Consider the following 14,769-nt stretch of genomic DNA (forward strand, 5'->3'; position numbering starts at 1 on the left):
CTCGGCGGGTTGCTCTTTGAAAAGCTCAGTGCACGGCGAGCGGGGCCCGGGTGATCTCGTCGGCGGCTACCCGCACCAGGTCGCGGTAGTGGTCGACGAGGTCCGGGGTGAAGCGGTACTCCGGCCCGCAGATGCTGATCGCGCCCTGCACCTCGCCGTTCGGGCCGAACACCGGTGCGGCCACCGAACCCGCCCCCGCCTGGCGCTCGCCGAGCGACACGGCGACGCCGTCCTCGGTGACCCGCCGGAGTTCGGCGCGCAGGTCGTCCTCGGCCACGATGGTGCGGTCGGTCAGCGCGTCGCGCGGGGCGGTGAGCAGCGCCTCGCGGCGGTCGTCGGGCAGGTTCGCCAGGATCACCTTGCCCGACGACCCGGCGTGCAGCGGGAACCGCTTGCCCAGCTCGACGGTCATCTTGATCTCGCGCTCGCTCTCGAACTGCTCCAGGTAGACGCGCTGGTCACCGAGCAGGCCGGACAGCGTGGTGGTCTCGCCGGTGTCCTCGCGCAGCCTGCGCAACACCGGGGCGGCGGCGGCACGGAGGTCGAACCGGCGCAGCGCGCTCGCGCCGAGCGCCACCGCGGCCGGGCCGAGGCGGTACCCTGCCACGCCGGGGTCGGTGCCGAGCATCTCGCGCGAGACCAGCGACTGGAGGATGCGGTAGACCACCGCCTTCGACACGCCCAGCTCGCGGCTGATCTCGCTGACCCCGCGGTACTTCGGCCCGGCGGCGAACAGCAGCAGCACGTCGGCGACCCGGCCGGCCACTTCGGTGCCGGAGGTTTTGTCTTTGGTCACGAGCCCTGTTTCTTTCAGAGGAACGACTAGTTCAGTGTGACGGGTGAAATTCCCTCGGTCAAGCTGCGGCGTTCCGCCCAGCGGTACGCCGTGCCGGGTGTGTTGCCTGCTAGCGTGGTCCGCGTTGATCGAACCAGGGGGAGCCGATGACCAGAGTCCTGCGCGACGAGGCCGAACTGCGGGAGCTGATCCGCGAGCCGCACCGGCTGGTCGCCGAGAAGCACATCGACCACATCGACCCGGAGTCGCGGCGGTTCATCGAGGCCAGCCCGTTCTTCCTGCTGGCGACCTCGGACGCCGAGGGGCACTGCGACGTCTCCCCGCGCGGCGACCCGGCCGGGAGCGTGCTGGTGCTGGACGAGCACACGCTCGCCTTCGCCGACCGCAAGGGCAACCGGCGCCTGGACAACCTGCGGAACATCCTGGCGCACCCACAGGTCGGGTTGCTGTTCGTGGTGCCGGGCATCGGTGACACGCTGCGCGTCAACGGCAGCGCGCGAGTGGTGACCGAGGCGCCCTACCTGCCGTCCATGGCCGTGGCGGGCGTGGTGCCGGTGATCGCCGTCGAGGTGCGGGTGGAGGAGCTGTACTCGCACTGCAGCAAGGCGTTCCTGCGCTCGAAGCTGTGGGACCCGGCCGCGTGGCCGGACCGCCGCTCGGTGCCGACCGCCGGGCAGCTCGCCCGCTCCCAAAGCGGCACCCGCATCCCGGCACGCATGCTGGACGCCGCCCTCCGCACGGAAGCCAAACACAACCAGTACTGACCCGCCAGCCGCCTGGTGAGTGCAGTGAAAGCCACATTCACCGCGTCGGCGCTGTGTCCTGGTGGCCGTGGCCGGGATGCGTGGAACCCGTTCTAGTCCGCGGTGGCGGGGGCCGGGGCCCAGCGGTTGGCGGTGAAGCGGAGGCTCGGCAGGTCGTCGAGCGAGTGGCTGGTCTCGTACGTGCGCTGGTAGCCGGTGCGGGCGATGCGCCAGCGCCCGTCGGCGCCCCGGCGGTACGTGTCTTCGTAGAACGCCGCGCCCGCGATCACCACCCGGTGCTCCGTCGCGATCACCAGGTCCTGGAACGCCCAGGTCCCCGTCGCCCGGTCCCCGTCGAGGTCGATTTCGGGCTGCGTGGCGAAGTGCGTGGTGATGATCTCCGGCACCAGCGTGGTGCGCAGGAACTCCAGGATGGCCTCCCGGCCGGCGAGCGCCAGCGGCTTCCCGTAGGACGGCGTGCCGTAGTCGGCGACCGCGTCCTCGGTGAGGGCGTCGGCCAGGTCGTCCCAGTCCTTCGTGTCGACGCAGCGGAGGTAGCGGTACTTGAGCCGCTTGATCTCTTCGAGCGCGATGAGGTCGGCGATGTCCATGCGCACCAGCTTCCGCCCCCGCCGCCGCTGACGCAAGAACGTGTTCTAATTTTCCGCCGAGACCGGGGGCAGGGCGGCGCGGGCCGCGCGGTACTCCTCGACGATGCGCGCGACGATCTCGGCCGCGGGCAGCACCGAGTCGATCAGCCCCGCCGACTGCCCCGCCTCGACCTTGCCCTCGGCGACATCACCGTGCAGCGCCGCGTCCTTCAGCGAGGACGCCTGGAAGGTCTTGCGCCGCAGTGCTTCCTCGGCGCCGCTGTCCTCCAGGTCGAGCATTCGCGCGGTGAACTCGTTGGCCACCGACCGGATCACGCCGAGTCCGCGCCCGACCGTCCGCGTGCCGTCGACACCCGCGCCGAGCACGGCCGCCTTGTAGCCGGGGTGCACCGAAGCTTCCTCGCTGGCCAGGAAGCGCGTGCCGAACTGCGCGCCCCCGGCGCCCAGCGCGAGCATCGCGGCCAGCCCGGCACCGTCGGCGATCCCGCCGGACGCGAGCACCGGCACCTCCGGCACCGCCCGCACCACGGCCCGGACCAGCACCTGCGTGGTGACCATCGCGGGCGGCGGGTGCCCACCGGCCTCCGCACCGACCACCACCAGCGCGTCGACCCCGGCCGCGGCCGCCTTCCTGGCGTGCTCGGTCCCGGCGACCACGTGCAGGCACCGCGTGCCCACCGCGTGGAACCGCTCCAGGTACCGCCGCGGCCCGCCCTGCGAAGCGATCAGCACCGGCGGACGCCGGTCGAGCAGCAGCTCGATCACCGCGTCCGCGTCCGCCCGGTACAGCGGGAGGTTCACCGCCCACGGCCGGTCGGTGCCCGCCGCCACCTCGTCGAGCGTGCGGGCCAGGTCCGGCAGGCGCATCGGCCCCGCCGCGACCACCCCGAGCCCACCGGCGCCGCTGACCGCGAGCGGCAGCGCCGAACTGGACGACGCCCACGACATGCCCGCCTGCACGATCGGCAGCTCGATGCCGAGCAACCGGGTCACCGCGGTGCTGATCACGACAACACCTCGCCGAGCAGGGCCCGCGCGTGCTCGGCCAGCCGGTTCTTCTGCACCTTCGAGCTGGCCGTCATGCCGATGCCTTCGAAGCCGTCGACCACGCGCAGGTGCCGCGGCACCTTGAAGCCGGCCATCCGCGCCCGCGCCCACGCGAGCAGTTCCTCCGGGGTGAGCCCCGGATCGCTGAGCACCACGAAGGCGAACGGCACTTCGAGCAGCCGGTCGTCCGGCACCCCGACCACCGCCGCCTGCCGCACCAGCGGATGCCGGTGCAGCACGTCCTCGATGTCCGCGGGCGCCACGTTCTCCCCGCCGACGCGGATGATGTCCTTGGTGCGCCCGGAAAAGTGCAGCCTGCCCGACTCGTCCAGCGAACCGATGTCCCCTGTGGACAACCAGCCGTCGGCGTCGATCGTCGCAGCCGTCTTGACCGGATCGCCGAGATAACCCCGCATCACGTTCCACCCGCGCACCAGGATCGAGCCCGGTTCACCCGGCCCGCAGTCGCGGCGGTCGTCGAAGTCGCGGATGCGGACCTCCACCCCCGGTTCGATCGCCATCGCCCCGGACGCCCGGACCTCCTCCGGCTCCCACCACGCCGACTGCGCCACGTTCGGTGACGCCTCGGAAAGTCCGTACCCGGCAACACATTCCCGTGCCCCGAGTTCGTCGATGACCCGCCGGATCACCGTCGGGGAGGCGGCCACCCAGGCACCGCGCAAGCACAAGCGCGGCCGGTCGGGGTGGTTGAGCAGCAACAGCGCGATGGTGTCGTTGCCGGAGAAGTGCGTGCAGCGCTCGTCCGCCAGCAGCCGCAGCGCCTCGGCCGGTTCGAACTTGGGCATGGTGACCAGCGTGGTGGCGTGCTGGACCGACGCCAGCACGGACAGCGTGCTGCCCGCGACGTGGAAGAACGGCCGCGCCGAGTGGAACCGGTCGCCGGGCCGCAACCCCATCCGCGTCCCGGAGAAGAACGCGTCCGCGCACATGCTCCGATGCGTCAGCAACACGCCCTTGGGCCGCGCGGTCGTGCCGGAGGTGTACTGCACCAGCAGCAGATCGTCGGCGACGGCGGTGGGTTCGGTCTTCCGGCCCGCGCCCGCTTCCAGGAACGCGGACCACGAAGTCGCATACGCGGGCACGTCCGCGCCGAGCATGACGATCGACTTCAACGCGGGCAGGTCCAGGTCCCCGAGCATCCCGGCGAAATCGGAGCTGAGCACCCGGTCGGCGGTGAACAGCGTGGTGACCTCGGCGTGCGAGAGCGTGTAGTGCACCTCGTCGGCGGTGAACCGGGTGTTGACCGGCACGGTGATCGCGCCGACCGAACCGATGGCGAGGAACAGCGCCACCCAGTCCGGCCCGTTGCCCAGGCACAGCCCGATCCGGTCGCCGCGGCCGATCCCGGCGGCCACGAGCGCGTCGCGGATGCGGTCGACGGCCGCGGCCAGTTCGCCGTAGGTGATCCGCTCGTCGGCCGTCACCACGGCTTCGACGTCGGGCGCGAGCAAGGCCGCGCGCGCCAGCGCTTCGTGCGTGGTGAGCGGGCAGGCGGTGCGCAGGTCGATCATTCGCTTTCTCCGTTGAACCGGGCGACACCGTCACGCCAGCCGCCGTCGGCGAGGCACTGCTCGATCGCGGACATCTCGATCCGGATGCCGCGGTCCAGATCGGTTTCCCCGCCGAGATCCACCGCGCGCTTGGTCAGCGCGATGGCCAGCGGTGGCGCCTTGGCGATCTCCCGCGCGGTTTCCGCGCCGGTCGAGGCCAGCGCGTCCGGTGCGACCACCTGCGTGACGATCCCCAGCCGCAGCGCGTCTTCGGCGTCGAGCGGGCGATTGGTGAACAGCAGTTCCTTGGCCTTGCGCTTGCCGATCGCGCGCTGCAGCCGCTGTGTCGCGCCGACCGTGCCCCAGTGCGGTTCGGGGAAGCGGAAAACGGTGCCTTCGGCGGCGATGGCGAAGTCGGCGGCCAGGGTGATCTCCCCGCCGGACCCGACCACCGCGCCCTGCACCAGCGCGACCACCGGACGGCGGCACTGCTCGATCGCGGCGTAGGCGGCGAACGAGGCCACCCGGCGCCGGCGCACCCAGGCCGCGTCCTTGCCGGTGCGCTCCTTGAGGTCGGCACCCGCGCAGAACACCGGACCGCGGCCGCTCAGCACCACCACCCGGACGTTCTCGTCGGCGTCGATCTCGTCGAACGCCGCCCGCAGCTCTGTGCACATCGGCAGGTCGACCGCGTTGCGTGCGCCGGGCCGGGTCAGCTCGACGTGCGCGATGCCGTCGGTGACCCCGAGCCGGACCCGGTCAGCCATCTCAGATCACCCCCGCGGCCCGCAGGCCCTCGATCTCGTCCGCCGCGAGCCCGGCCAGGTCCGCCAGCACGTCGTCGGTGTCGGCACCGAGCAGCGGCGGCACACCGGTGGCAGGTGGCTCACCGGCAGTCTCGCGCAGTGGCGTGCGCAGTGCCGGGAAACGCCCCTCGGTCGGGTGGTCGAACTCGCCGACGACCCCGCGCGCGACCGCGTGTGGATCGGCCAGCGCCTCGCGCACCGAACGCACCGCGCCGACCGGCACGTCGGCCGCGCGCAGTTCCTTCACCAGCGCGTCCCGATCGTGCTGGGCGATCGCGCCACGCAGCGCCTTCATCACCCGGTCGCGGTGTTCCACTCGGCCGGAATTGGTGCCCAGCAACGGATCCGCGGCCAGTGAATCGAGGCCGAGCACTTCGCACAGCGGCCGCCAGTGCTGGTCGCTTCCGCTGATGTGCAGCCATTCCCCGTCACCGGCCTGGAACGCCGCCGACGGCACGCGCCCGGGGTGTTCGGTGCCGGTGCGCGCCGGATCCTCGTCCAGCGCGAACAACCGGGCCGCGTTCAGCGCGTGCAGGCTGAGCTGGACGTCCATCATGGACACATCGAGATGACGGCCCCGGCGACCGGCCAGTCCGGCGAGCACGGCGATGGTCACCCAGAGCCCCGAGGTCAGGTCCGCCACCGGCACCCCGGTCTTCGACGGCGGCCCGGCGGGTTCCCCGGTCATCGCCATCACCCCGGACAGCGCCTGGAACACCGTGTCGTACCCCTTGCGCGTGCGATCCGGCCCGGTCTGGCCGAAGCCGGTCGCCGACACGTACACCAGGTCCGGGTTCTCCCGCGAGAGCTGGGCGTAACCGAGCCCGAGCCGGTCCAGCGCGCCGGGCAGGAAGTTCTCCACGACCACGTCGGCACGGGCCGCTAGCCGCCGGGCGACGGCCTGCCCGCGCGGATCCTTCAGGTCCAGTGTGACCGAGCGCTTGCCCCGGTTGAACGCGAAGAAGTACGCGCTTTCCCCGTGCGGCAGGCGGGGTTCGAAACCGCGGGTCTCGTCACCGCTGCCCGGCCGCTCCACCTTGACCACCGTGGCGCCGAGTTCGGCCAGGATCTGGGTGGCCAGCGGGGCGGCGAGCACCCGCGAGAAGTCCAGCACGGTGATGCCGTCGAGCGGGCCGGTCATCGGCGGAACCCCCGCATCAGCGCGTTGACGTCCTGCCCGGCACGCATCGCGGCGTCGGTCGGCAGGTCCGCCACCCGGTAGAACAGGTCCTTCGCGGCGGCGATCGCCCGCGGCTCGACCTCGGCCCACCGCCGCGCGATCTCCAGCGCCGCCTCCACCACCTCGCCGGGTTCGACCACGCGGTTGACCAGCCCGTGCTCGGCGGCTTCGGCCGCGGTGAGCAGGCGGCCGGTGCTCACCAGTTCGAACGCGAGCTTGCGGCCGAGGTGCCGCACCAGCCCGGTCATCACCAGCGCGGGCACGATCGAGTGCTTCAGCTCGGGATAACCGAACTTCAGGTCCGTGCCCGCGACGGTCATGTCCGCCCCGATCGCGAGCCCGGCACCGCCGCCGACGGCCGCCCCGCGCACCGCGGCGACCACCGGGATCGACATGCCCTGCATCTGCGTCTGGAGCCGGGCGGTCAGCGCGGCGCGTTCGAGCACCGCGTCGGGCTGATCCGGGGTGAGCGAGGAGAACTCGCCGAGGTCGGCGCCCGCGCAGAAGCCGCGCCCGCTGCCGGTCAGCACCACCGCGCGTGCTTCGCGCTCGGCCGCGGCCAGCGCCTCGCTGAGCGCGCGGGTCAGTGCGGTGTCCAGTGCGTTCAGCTTGTCCGGCCGGTTCAGCACGAGGACGCGGACGGAGCCGTGGTCCTCGGTCAACAGCACGCTCACGGGGTCTCCTGGGGGTTGAAGCCGGCGCGCGCCACCATGCTGTGCAGCGGGCGGCCCAGCGCGCGTTCGCAGGCGGCCGAAGCCGCGGCCAGCCGGTCGAGGTCGAGCCCGGTGTCCACGCCCATCGCCTCGAACAGGCTGACCAGGTCCTCGGTGCAGACGTTGCCGGTGAGCCCGGCGCCGTAGCTGATCGTCGACGGGTGCCCGCCGACACCGCCGAACGCGGTGTCGAAGTGGCGGCACCCGGCGTCCAGCGCGGCGACCGCGTTCGCGATACCGGTGCCGCGGGTGTTGTGGAAGTGCGCGATCACCGGCAGGCCGGGGAGTTCGCGGCCGAGCCGGGTGAACATCGCGCGGACCGCGCCGGGCGTGGCCACGCCGGTGGTGTCGCCCAAGGTGACCATCGACGCGCCGAGATCGGCGAACCGCGCCACGTCCTCGGCGACCCGGCCCGGGTCGACCCTTCCTTCGAACGGGCAGCCGAAGGCCACCGAAACCACGCCGATCAGCCGGAACCGCCCACCGGCGAGGCCGGCCATCTCGGTCACGCGGGCCCACTGGCCGGCGCGATCGGTGCGCAGGTTGCGTTCGGTGTGGCTCTCGGTGGCCGACACCAGCAGGCTGAGTTCCTCCGCGCCGTGCCCGGCGTCGAGGTCGGCGAGCGCGCGGGACACCGCCCGCGGGTTCGGGCAGGTCGCCTTGAACGCCACGCCTTCGCGGCGGTCGATGCCCGCGAGCACCTCGGCGGCGTCGGAGAAACCGGGCACCCGCGCGGGATGGCTGTAGCTGGTCGCCTCGATCCGCCGGAAACCGGTGTCCGCGAAGGAGTTCAGCAGCGCGATCTTGGTTCCGGTCGGCAGGGGCACCGGTTCGTGCTGGAGCCCGTCACGGGCGAAGCACTCGCAGATCGTGACGGCGTCGGTCGTCGAGCCGGGCAAGCGAGCCACCTCCTCTTCGGTGACTCCAGAATTACGCTCCTATGTTGATGAAGTCAACACTAGGCCTCGGTTGAGCGAGCTCGCTCACGTTCTTCCATGGTCAGTGCGACGTCGGTCAGCTTGGCCAGTGCCTGGTGCAGGGCGGCCGCCTCTTCGGCGGTCAACGCCCCCAGGAACGCCGCGTCGCGTTCGTTCGCCGCGGTGATCAGGCCGCGGTAGACGCGCGTGCCCGCCTCGGTCAGCGCGAGCTGCGACCGGCGCCCCGAAGCCGCCGTCCGGTTCACCAGGCCGCGCTCGGTCAGGCGGCTGACCACGCGACTCATCTGCGCTTTGTCCAGTCCGGCGCGGCGGGCGAGCCGGTTCAGGGTGAGCGTCGGATCGGCCGCGATGAGCGCGAGGGCGCGCCATTCGCCGAGGCTGACGTCGAACTCGCGCTTGTAGTGCAACGCCGCGCTGCGCGACATCGCCGCCGAGGCGCGGGACAGCCGGTAGGACAGCAGTCCGGCGATCTGTACCGGGTCACGCCCGTCCGCGCGTTCACTCATGGGCAGATGGTATCGGACCGGCCGCGTCTGTTGACAAACACAACACCGAGGTCGACACTGGCCCGGTCACCGCCCGCCGGACAAAGGAGTCGCTGTCGTGGCCGAACCCCCCATCGCCACCGGACGGCCGGAGGCCGGCGTCGACCGCCCGGCGACCTACCGGACCATCGCGCTGCGCGTGATGCCGCTGCTGGTGATCTGCTACGTGGTCAGCTTCATCGACCGCACGAACATCGGCATCGCGCAGCAGGGCCTCAAGCGCGACCTCGGTTTCGGGCCCGCGGTCTACGGCCTCGGCGTGACCCTGTTCTTCGTCGGGTTCATCCTGTTCGAGGTGCCGAGCAACGCGCTGCTGGCGCGGATCGGCGCGCGCAAGACGCTCGTCCGCATCATGGCCTCGTGGGGCCTGGTGACCGTCGCGACCATGTTCGTGCGGGACGAATTCACCTTCTACCTGGCCAGGTTCCTGCTCGGCGTGACCGAGGCCGGCTTCTTCCCCGGTGCGCTCTACCTGCTCTCGCGGTGGTTCCCGTCGGCCCGCCGCACCCGGATGACCGCGGTCTTCTTCATCGGCGTGCCGGTCTCGGGGGTGCTCGGCTCGCTGGTGTCCGGCTGGATCATGCACACCTTCGGCGGGGTGGCCGGACTGGCCGACTGGCAGTGGCTGTTCCTGCTCGAAGGCGTGCCGCCGATCCTGCTCGCCGTGCTGGTGCTCTTCTTTCTCGCCGACGAGCCGGAGCAGGCGAAGTGGCTCACGCCCGCGCAGAAGGCCGCCGTGCGCGCCGATCTGGAGGCCGACCGGCGCCGCAAGGGCGACGTGGCCGAGGGTGAGGCACACGGCGGGCTGCTGCTCGCCCTGCGCGACACCAAAGTGTGGATCCTCGGCCTGTGCGCGTGCGGTGCCTACACGCTGGCGAACGCGGTTTCCTACTGGACACCGCGGATCATCGCCGACGCCGGGGTCGGCGACGTGCTGAACCTGGGGCTGTTCTCGGCCATCCCGCCGCTGCTGGGCATCGTGGTGATGCTGGTGGTCGGGCGGCACTCGGACCGGACGCTGGAACGCCGCTGGCACGCGGCGACCAGCTGGATCGTGGCCGCGTTCGCGATGCTCGCGCTGTCGGTCTCCGGCGGCAACGTGGTGGTGGTGATCCTGCTGCTGGCCATCATGGCGGCGGCCCACTACTCCGGGCTGACGGTGTTCTACTCGATCCCGTCGATCTACCTGAGCGACCGGGCCGCGGCCACCGGCATCGCGGTGGTCACCTCGATGGGTTCCTTCGCCGCGGCCGCGTCGCCGTCACTGCTCGGCTTCATCCAGTCGGCCACCGGCAGCCTGTCGCTCGGTCTGCAGATCAGCGCCGGCATCGTGCTGCTCGCCGTGGTCCTGCTGCTGACCGGGGTGAAGGCGGCCGATCTCAAGGAGGATCGGTGAGCCGGTAGCCGGCCCCGGGCAGCGTGGTGATCACCGGCGGGTCGCCGAGCTTCCGCCGCAGCCGCCCGATGGTCACGGTGACCGTGTTGGTGAACGGGTTGGTGTGCTCGTCCCAGACCCGGTCCAGCAGGTCCTCGGTGCTGCTCCAGGCGGACCCGGCCTGGAGCAGCGCGGTGAGCAGGGCGAACTCCTTGACCGAGAGGTCGAGCGGGCGGCCGTCGCGGGTGGCGGTGCGCCGGATCGGGTCGAGTTCGATGCCCGCGGCGCGCAGGATCCTGGCGCGGGCGGCCGGGCGGCGGCGGGCCAGTGCCTGGATCCGCAGCACCAGTTCGGGGAAGTGGAAGGGTTTGGCGAGGTAGTCGTCCGCGCCGAGGGTGAGGCCGCTGACCCGGTCGCCGGGGGCGCCCGCGGCGGTCAGCATCAGCACCATCGCGCGGTCGTCCCGGTCGGTGATCATGCCGCAGAGCACGTCGCCGTGAATGCCGGGCAGGTCGCGGTCCAGCACCACCACCTCGTACGGGTGGAGGTCGAGCTTGGCCGCCGCGGTGTGGCCGTCGTAGGCCAGGTCGACGGCCATGCCCTGGTCCCGGAGTCCCTCGGCGATCACGTCGGCGAGCGCTCGCGCGTCCTCGACCACCAGCACCCTCATACCGCCACCCGCAAGCCGCCGCCGGGACGGGCTTCCAGGCGGAGCCCGCGCCCGTGGGCCTCCGCGATCGCCGCGACGATGGACAGGCCCAGCCCGCTGCCACCGTCCGAAGTGGTCCGATCGGCGGCGAGCCGCCGGAACGGGTCGGGGAGCCGGTCCACCTCCGCCTGGTCGAGCACCGCGCCGCCGGTCTCCACCACCAGCCCGGCCTCGCCGGTGGTCACCCGGATCCAGCCGCCGCGTTCGTTGTGCACGATCGCATTGTCGAGCACGTTCGCCACCAGCCGGGACAGCAGCGCCGGACTGCCCTGGACGCGGGCGTCCACCAGGTCCCGCTCGACCGTGAGGTCCTTGGCCGCGAGCGCTTCTTCGCGGGCTCGCAGTCCCTCCGTGACCAGCTCGCGCCACGAGACTTCGGCCTGGTCGGCGAAAGCGCCGTGCTGGGCACGAGCCAGGACCAGCAGCCCCTCCAGCAGGTGGTCGACCTGGTCGAGTTCGGTGCGGAAACGCTCGGCCAGCTGGTCGTCGAGCCGCGGTTCCGGCTTCGCCGCGGCGACGTCCAGCGAGGCGCGCAGGGTCGCCAGCGGGGTGCGCAGCTCGTGCGAGGCGTTCGCGACGAACCGGCGTTGGGCGGCGAACGCGGCCTCCAGGCGCTCCAGCAGGTCGTCGATGGTGTCGGCGAGGTGCTTGACCTCGTCGGCCGGTCCGGGCACGGCGAGGCGTTCGTGCAGGTTCTCGGCGGTGATGCGCCGGGTCGCGGCGGTGATGGTGCGCAGGGGGCGCAGCACCCGCCCGGCGACGTACCGGCCCAGCAGCACCGACACCACCACCATCACCCCGAGCGCGATCAGCGAGCCCGCCAGCAGCTGTCGCGCCCGCACGACTTCCAGCTGTTCGGGGAAGTTCGCCGGGGCGGTGGCGGTGAACAGGTTGGTCAGCACCAGCAAGCCGACACCGGAGACGAGGAACAGCGAGGCGTACAGGATGGTGAAGCGCAACCGGATCGTGCCCATGGGCTCAGCATGCCGCGCGGGACCTAACAGCGGCGTGACAACCGGGGTTCGGCCGGTGTTAGGGCCGGTTCCGTAGACCGGAGCCGTGCAAGCAAAACAACTCTTCGCGCTGCTCGGCGGCGTACTGCTGACCGTGTTGCTGGGCGTGCTCCCGGCGGTGGCCGCCCGATCGACCTGCAGTGTGGGCGCGGTCGAGGTCGCCTGCCCCCGGGATCCGGTGGGGCCGGACGGGCGGGCGGTCAGCGACCGGTTCACCTTCGCCCACCGTCCACTCGGGACCGAAGGCGAGGTGGTCGCCCATCTCGCCTCGATGTCCGGGGTGATCACCTATCCACCACCCGAGCACACCCGGATCGTCGAGGGCCTGGTGCCGTGGGCGAAAGCGGGGCTGATGGTGAAGGACGGGCTCGACCCGGGGTCGTCCTACGCGGCGGTGATGTTCACCGGCGACCACGGCGTGCGGATGCAGCACGACTACGTCCACGACGTCGCGGGCAGTGCCACCGGGGCGAGCTGGCTGCGGCTGACCCGGTCCGGTGACACGATCACCGGCTACGAGTCGGCCGACGGCCGCGGCTGGACACCGATCGGCACCGCCGTGCTGGCCGGCCTGCCCGCCACCGTCCAAGTAGGACTCTTCGTCACCTCGCCGGGTGACCTGACGCTCGGTTCGGCCGGGGCGCAGATCCGGTTCACCCAGGCCAGTGCTTCCTTCGACCAGGTCACCGTGTCCGGTGCGGCCGAGGCGGACTGGATCGGGAGCACGGTGGGGGAGAGCGGGACCACCGACTGGGAACGCCTGCACCGGGCAGCCGGGCTCGTCGCGGAAAACGGCGTGCTGACCGTGACCGGTTCCGGGGACATCGGCCCGGTCGGCACGATCGGCGGAGCTCCGCTCGAACGCGCGCTGCTGCTCGGGCTGCCCGTGCTGGTCCTGGTCGTGGCCGTGGTGGCCGCCCGGCATCGAGGGCGGCGCGTTGTTGTTGGTGCGACGGGGTTTCTCGCCGGTTCGCTCGCCGCTGGGCTGGCGTTGCCCGCGGGGGTGGTGGCCACCGGGATCGCCGGTGGCTCCGTGCTCCCGGTCGACGCGTTCACCTGGGTCGGGGTGATCGTCGGCGTCGCGCTGCTGGTGGGCGCGATCGCGGTGCTGGCGCACGCACTCCGGTCCTGGCTGCTCACGGCCGCGGTGACGGTGGTGCCGTACGTCCTGGCGCTGGTGCTGCCCGCCGAAGCGGGCGACTGGCTGCTGCGCGTCACGCCCGCCGCCGGGTTCGCTGTGGTGCAGACCGCCGAGGAGTACCCGCAGGTACTGGCGGACTATTCCCCCGCGGTGGGCTACTTCCCGCTGCCCGGCTGGGCTGGGCTGGCCGTCACGTGCGCCTTCGCCGCCCTCGCTACAGTCCGCCGACCTTCACCGGGAACCTCTGGATGGTGGCGATCGCGGTATCCGGATCGTCCGGCAGCACCAGGTCGACCGGGTTCTGCAGCCGGTACAGGTCACCCCTCGGCGGGAACTGGGTGAGCTTGCCGACGAGCACCGCCGGGTCCTTCGTGGTCAGCACGAGCGGTTCGCGGGTCCGGGCGCCGTCGGGCTGGTCGACGGTCATCGTGAAACTGAGCACCATGACGTTCTCGTAGCGGGGCGGGTACCGCTGCGTCAGCGTCAGCAGGCTCTTCGGGTCCACGTCGACGTCGTTCTGTTCGATGGTGATCGTGCCGCCGTCCTGACGCTGATCGAAGTCGGCGGTCGCCCGGAAACCGACCACCCGCAGCCGGACCGACTTGTCCGGGTCATCGGGATTGATGTCGACCCTGACCTTGATCCCGCCCCGGAAGTCCACGCTCAGCAGCGAGGACCGGATCCGCAGCGGCGTGTTCACCGCGTACATGCTGCACGGGATCTCGGCGCCGATCGGGGGCAGGCCGGTCTGGCTGGTGGCCCGTGCGGCCGGGGTGCCGAGCAGGCCGAGCGTCGCCGCCCCGGTCGCGGCGGCCGCGACGGTGAGGAAACCCCGCCGGTCCAGTCCACCGGCAGAGCTGTCCGCGAACGTAGACATTCCTTGTCCTCCTTGGACTTTGGTGTCCGTCGGTTCGAACGTAGTTCGCGGGAACGGGGCTCGGCAGGGGCGGCGGGGAGGTCTAGCCGGACGTGTCCGGAGTGGCACGGGAAGGTGACCCCGTGCCACCGCCGGTCACGCGCGGTGAGCGGGCGGCCAGCCGGGCGAGCGGCCGAGCAGCGCCACGATCCGGTCCAAACCGGACAGTCCTTCGGCATCGACGGCGGGACCGAAGGCCGAACCGGGTGCCAGCCTGGACTGTCCGTCCGGGACGCTCTCGGCGATCTTCAGCGCGGCGTCGAGCACCTCCTTCTGGAAGGTGAGCGGCAGGCCGAGCGTGCGGGCGACGTCCCACGAGTGCACCACGTAGTCGACGAAGTGGAAGCCGATCGCCTGTTCGGCGGTGAAGGTGAACTCGGTGGTGAACTCGGGCAACGGGAACTTGCGGTCGGCGATGTCGTTGGCGGCGAAGGCGTTCAGCACCCGGTTCACCGAATCGCGGTAGGTGGCCACGGGATCGTCGCCGAGGGCGACCAGCTTCCAGCGGTCCGGGTCGCCGTCGCCGCCCGCCGCGGCGGCGAAGCCGAGGTGCTGGGTGGTCATGTGCGCGAGGAGGCCGTGCAGGGTCCAGGCCTCGCAGGGGGTCGGCTTGGCCAGGTCGGCGGGTTCGACGCGGGCGACGAGGTCGAGGCTGGCCCGGGTGGCGAGGGCGTCGAGGATGCGGAGCTCATTGATAGGCATTCGCACATCATCTACACATGCTT

At 71.8% G+C, this 14,769-nt stretch carries 15 protein-coding genes; 3 read left to right on the forward strand and 12 right to left on the reverse strand.

Going from position 1 to position 14,769, the window contains the following annotated elements:
• Window positions 1-25 precede the first annotated feature (25 nt).
• Window positions 26-796, reverse strand: a complete 771-nt coding sequence (locus tag JYK18_RS24695) for an IclR family transcriptional regulator (RefSeq protein ID WP_307796041.1) — start codon at window positions 794-796, stop codon at window positions 26-28.
• A gap of 146 nt (window positions 797-942) precedes the next feature.
• Between JYK18_RS24695 and JYK18_RS24700 the strand changes: the two genes are divergently transcribed.
• Window positions 943-1,560, forward strand: coding sequence for a pyridoxamine 5'-phosphate oxidase family protein (locus JYK18_RS24700; RefSeq protein WP_206805304.1), 618 nt, complete (start codon window positions 943-945; stop codon window positions 1,558-1,560).
• Between the two features lie 92 nt (window positions 1,561-1,652).
• Here JYK18_RS24700 and JYK18_RS24705 read toward each other — a convergent pair whose 3' ends face one another.
• Genes JYK18_RS24705 through JYK18_RS24740 form a run of 8 tightly spaced genes read right to left on the reverse strand, consistent with a single transcriptional unit; the run spans window position 1,653 to window position 8,851 of the window.
• The gene (locus JYK18_RS24705) at window positions 1,653-2,150 is read right to left on the reverse strand and encodes a nuclear transport factor 2 family protein (protein WP_206805311.1); all 498 of its coding nucleotides are present in this window, start codon (window positions 2,148-2,150) and stop codon (window positions 1,653-1,655) included.
• Between the two features lie 45 nt (window positions 2,151-2,195).
• Entirely contained in the window at window positions 2,196-3,158 is a 963-nt protein-coding gene (locus JYK18_RS24710; RefSeq protein WP_206805319.1) for a nitronate monooxygenase family protein, read from the reverse strand.
• Complete coding sequence (locus JYK18_RS24715) at window positions 3,155-4,729, reverse strand: AMP-binding protein (RefSeq protein WP_242582050.1); 1,575 nt, start codon at window positions 4,727-4,729, stop codon at window positions 3,155-3,157. The genes JYK18_RS24710 and JYK18_RS24715 overlap by 4 nt, the downstream gene beginning before the upstream one ends.
• Window positions 4,726-5,475: an enoyl-CoA hydratase/isomerase family protein gene (locus tag JYK18_RS24720; protein ID WP_206805321.1), complete on the reverse strand. Its 750-nt coding sequence runs from the start codon at window positions 5,473-5,475 to the stop codon at window positions 4,726-4,728. Before JYK18_RS24720 ends, JYK18_RS24715 begins: the two co-directional genes overlap by 4 nt.
• A 1-nt stretch (window position 5,476) precedes the next feature.
• The gene (locus JYK18_RS24725; RefSeq protein ID WP_206805323.1) at window positions 5,477-6,655 is read right to left on the reverse strand and encodes a CaiB/BaiF CoA-transferase family protein; all 1,179 of its coding nucleotides are present in this window, start codon (window positions 6,653-6,655) and stop codon (window positions 5,477-5,479) included.
• Window positions 6,652-7,368 (reverse strand): enoyl-CoA hydratase/isomerase family protein, encoded by a 717-nt coding sequence (locus tag JYK18_RS24730; RefSeq protein ID WP_206805325.1) that lies wholly within the window; start codon window positions 7,366-7,368, stop codon window positions 6,652-6,654. Before JYK18_RS24730 ends, JYK18_RS24725 begins: the two co-directional genes overlap by 4 nt.
• The gene (locus tag JYK18_RS24735) at window positions 7,365-8,306 is read right to left on the reverse strand and encodes a hydroxymethylglutaryl-CoA lyase (protein WP_206805327.1); all 942 of its coding nucleotides are present in this window, start codon (window positions 8,304-8,306) and stop codon (window positions 7,365-7,367) included. Before JYK18_RS24735 ends, JYK18_RS24730 begins: the two co-directional genes overlap by 4 nt.
• Before the next feature lie 59 nt (window positions 8,307-8,365).
• Complete coding sequence (locus tag JYK18_RS24740; RefSeq protein ID WP_206805338.1) at window positions 8,366-8,851, reverse strand: MarR family winged helix-turn-helix transcriptional regulator; 486 nt, start codon at window positions 8,849-8,851, stop codon at window positions 8,366-8,368.
• A 97-nt stretch (window positions 8,852-8,948) separates the two neighbouring features.
• Here JYK18_RS24740 and JYK18_RS24745 point away from each other — a divergent pair, with 97 nt between their 5' ends.
• Window positions 8,949-10,286, forward strand: a complete 1,338-nt coding sequence (locus tag JYK18_RS24745; protein WP_307796042.1) for an MFS transporter — start codon at window positions 8,949-8,951, stop codon at window positions 10,284-10,286.
• Here JYK18_RS24745 and JYK18_RS24750 read toward each other — a convergent pair.
• Window positions 10,270-10,935 carry a response regulator transcription factor gene (locus tag JYK18_RS24750; protein WP_206805340.1) on the reverse strand — a complete coding sequence of 222 codons (666 nt, stop codon included), beginning with the start codon at window positions 10,933-10,935 and terminating at the stop codon, window positions 10,270-10,272. The genes JYK18_RS24745 and JYK18_RS24750 overlap by 17 nt on opposite strands.
• Window positions 10,932-11,948 (reverse strand): HAMP domain-containing sensor histidine kinase, encoded by a 1,017-nt coding sequence (locus JYK18_RS24755; protein ID WP_206805342.1) that lies wholly within the window; start codon window positions 11,946-11,948, stop codon window positions 10,932-10,934. The genes JYK18_RS24750 and JYK18_RS24755 overlap by 4 nt, the downstream gene beginning before the upstream one ends.
• Window positions 11,949-12,033: 85 nt before the next feature.
• Between JYK18_RS24755 and JYK18_RS24760 the strand changes: the two genes are divergently transcribed.
• Complete coding sequence (locus JYK18_RS24760; protein WP_206805344.1) at window positions 12,034-13,470, forward strand: hypothetical protein; 1,437 nt, start codon at window positions 12,034-12,036, stop codon at window positions 13,468-13,470.
• A 670-nt stretch (window positions 13,471-14,140) separates the two neighbouring features.
• On the opposite strand, the gene JYK18_RS24765 is transcribed toward JYK18_RS24760, so the two are convergent.
• Window positions 14,141-14,746: a TIGR03086 family metal-binding protein gene (locus JYK18_RS24765; protein ID WP_206805346.1), complete on the reverse strand. Its 606-nt coding sequence runs from the start codon at window positions 14,744-14,746 to the stop codon at window positions 14,141-14,143.
• Between the last annotated feature and the right edge of the window lie 23 nt (window positions 14,747-14,769).

This window comes from Amycolatopsis sp. 195334CR (genome assembly GCF_017309385.1).
GTDB lineage: Bacteria > Actinomycetota > Actinomycetes > Mycobacteriales > Pseudonocardiaceae > Amycolatopsis.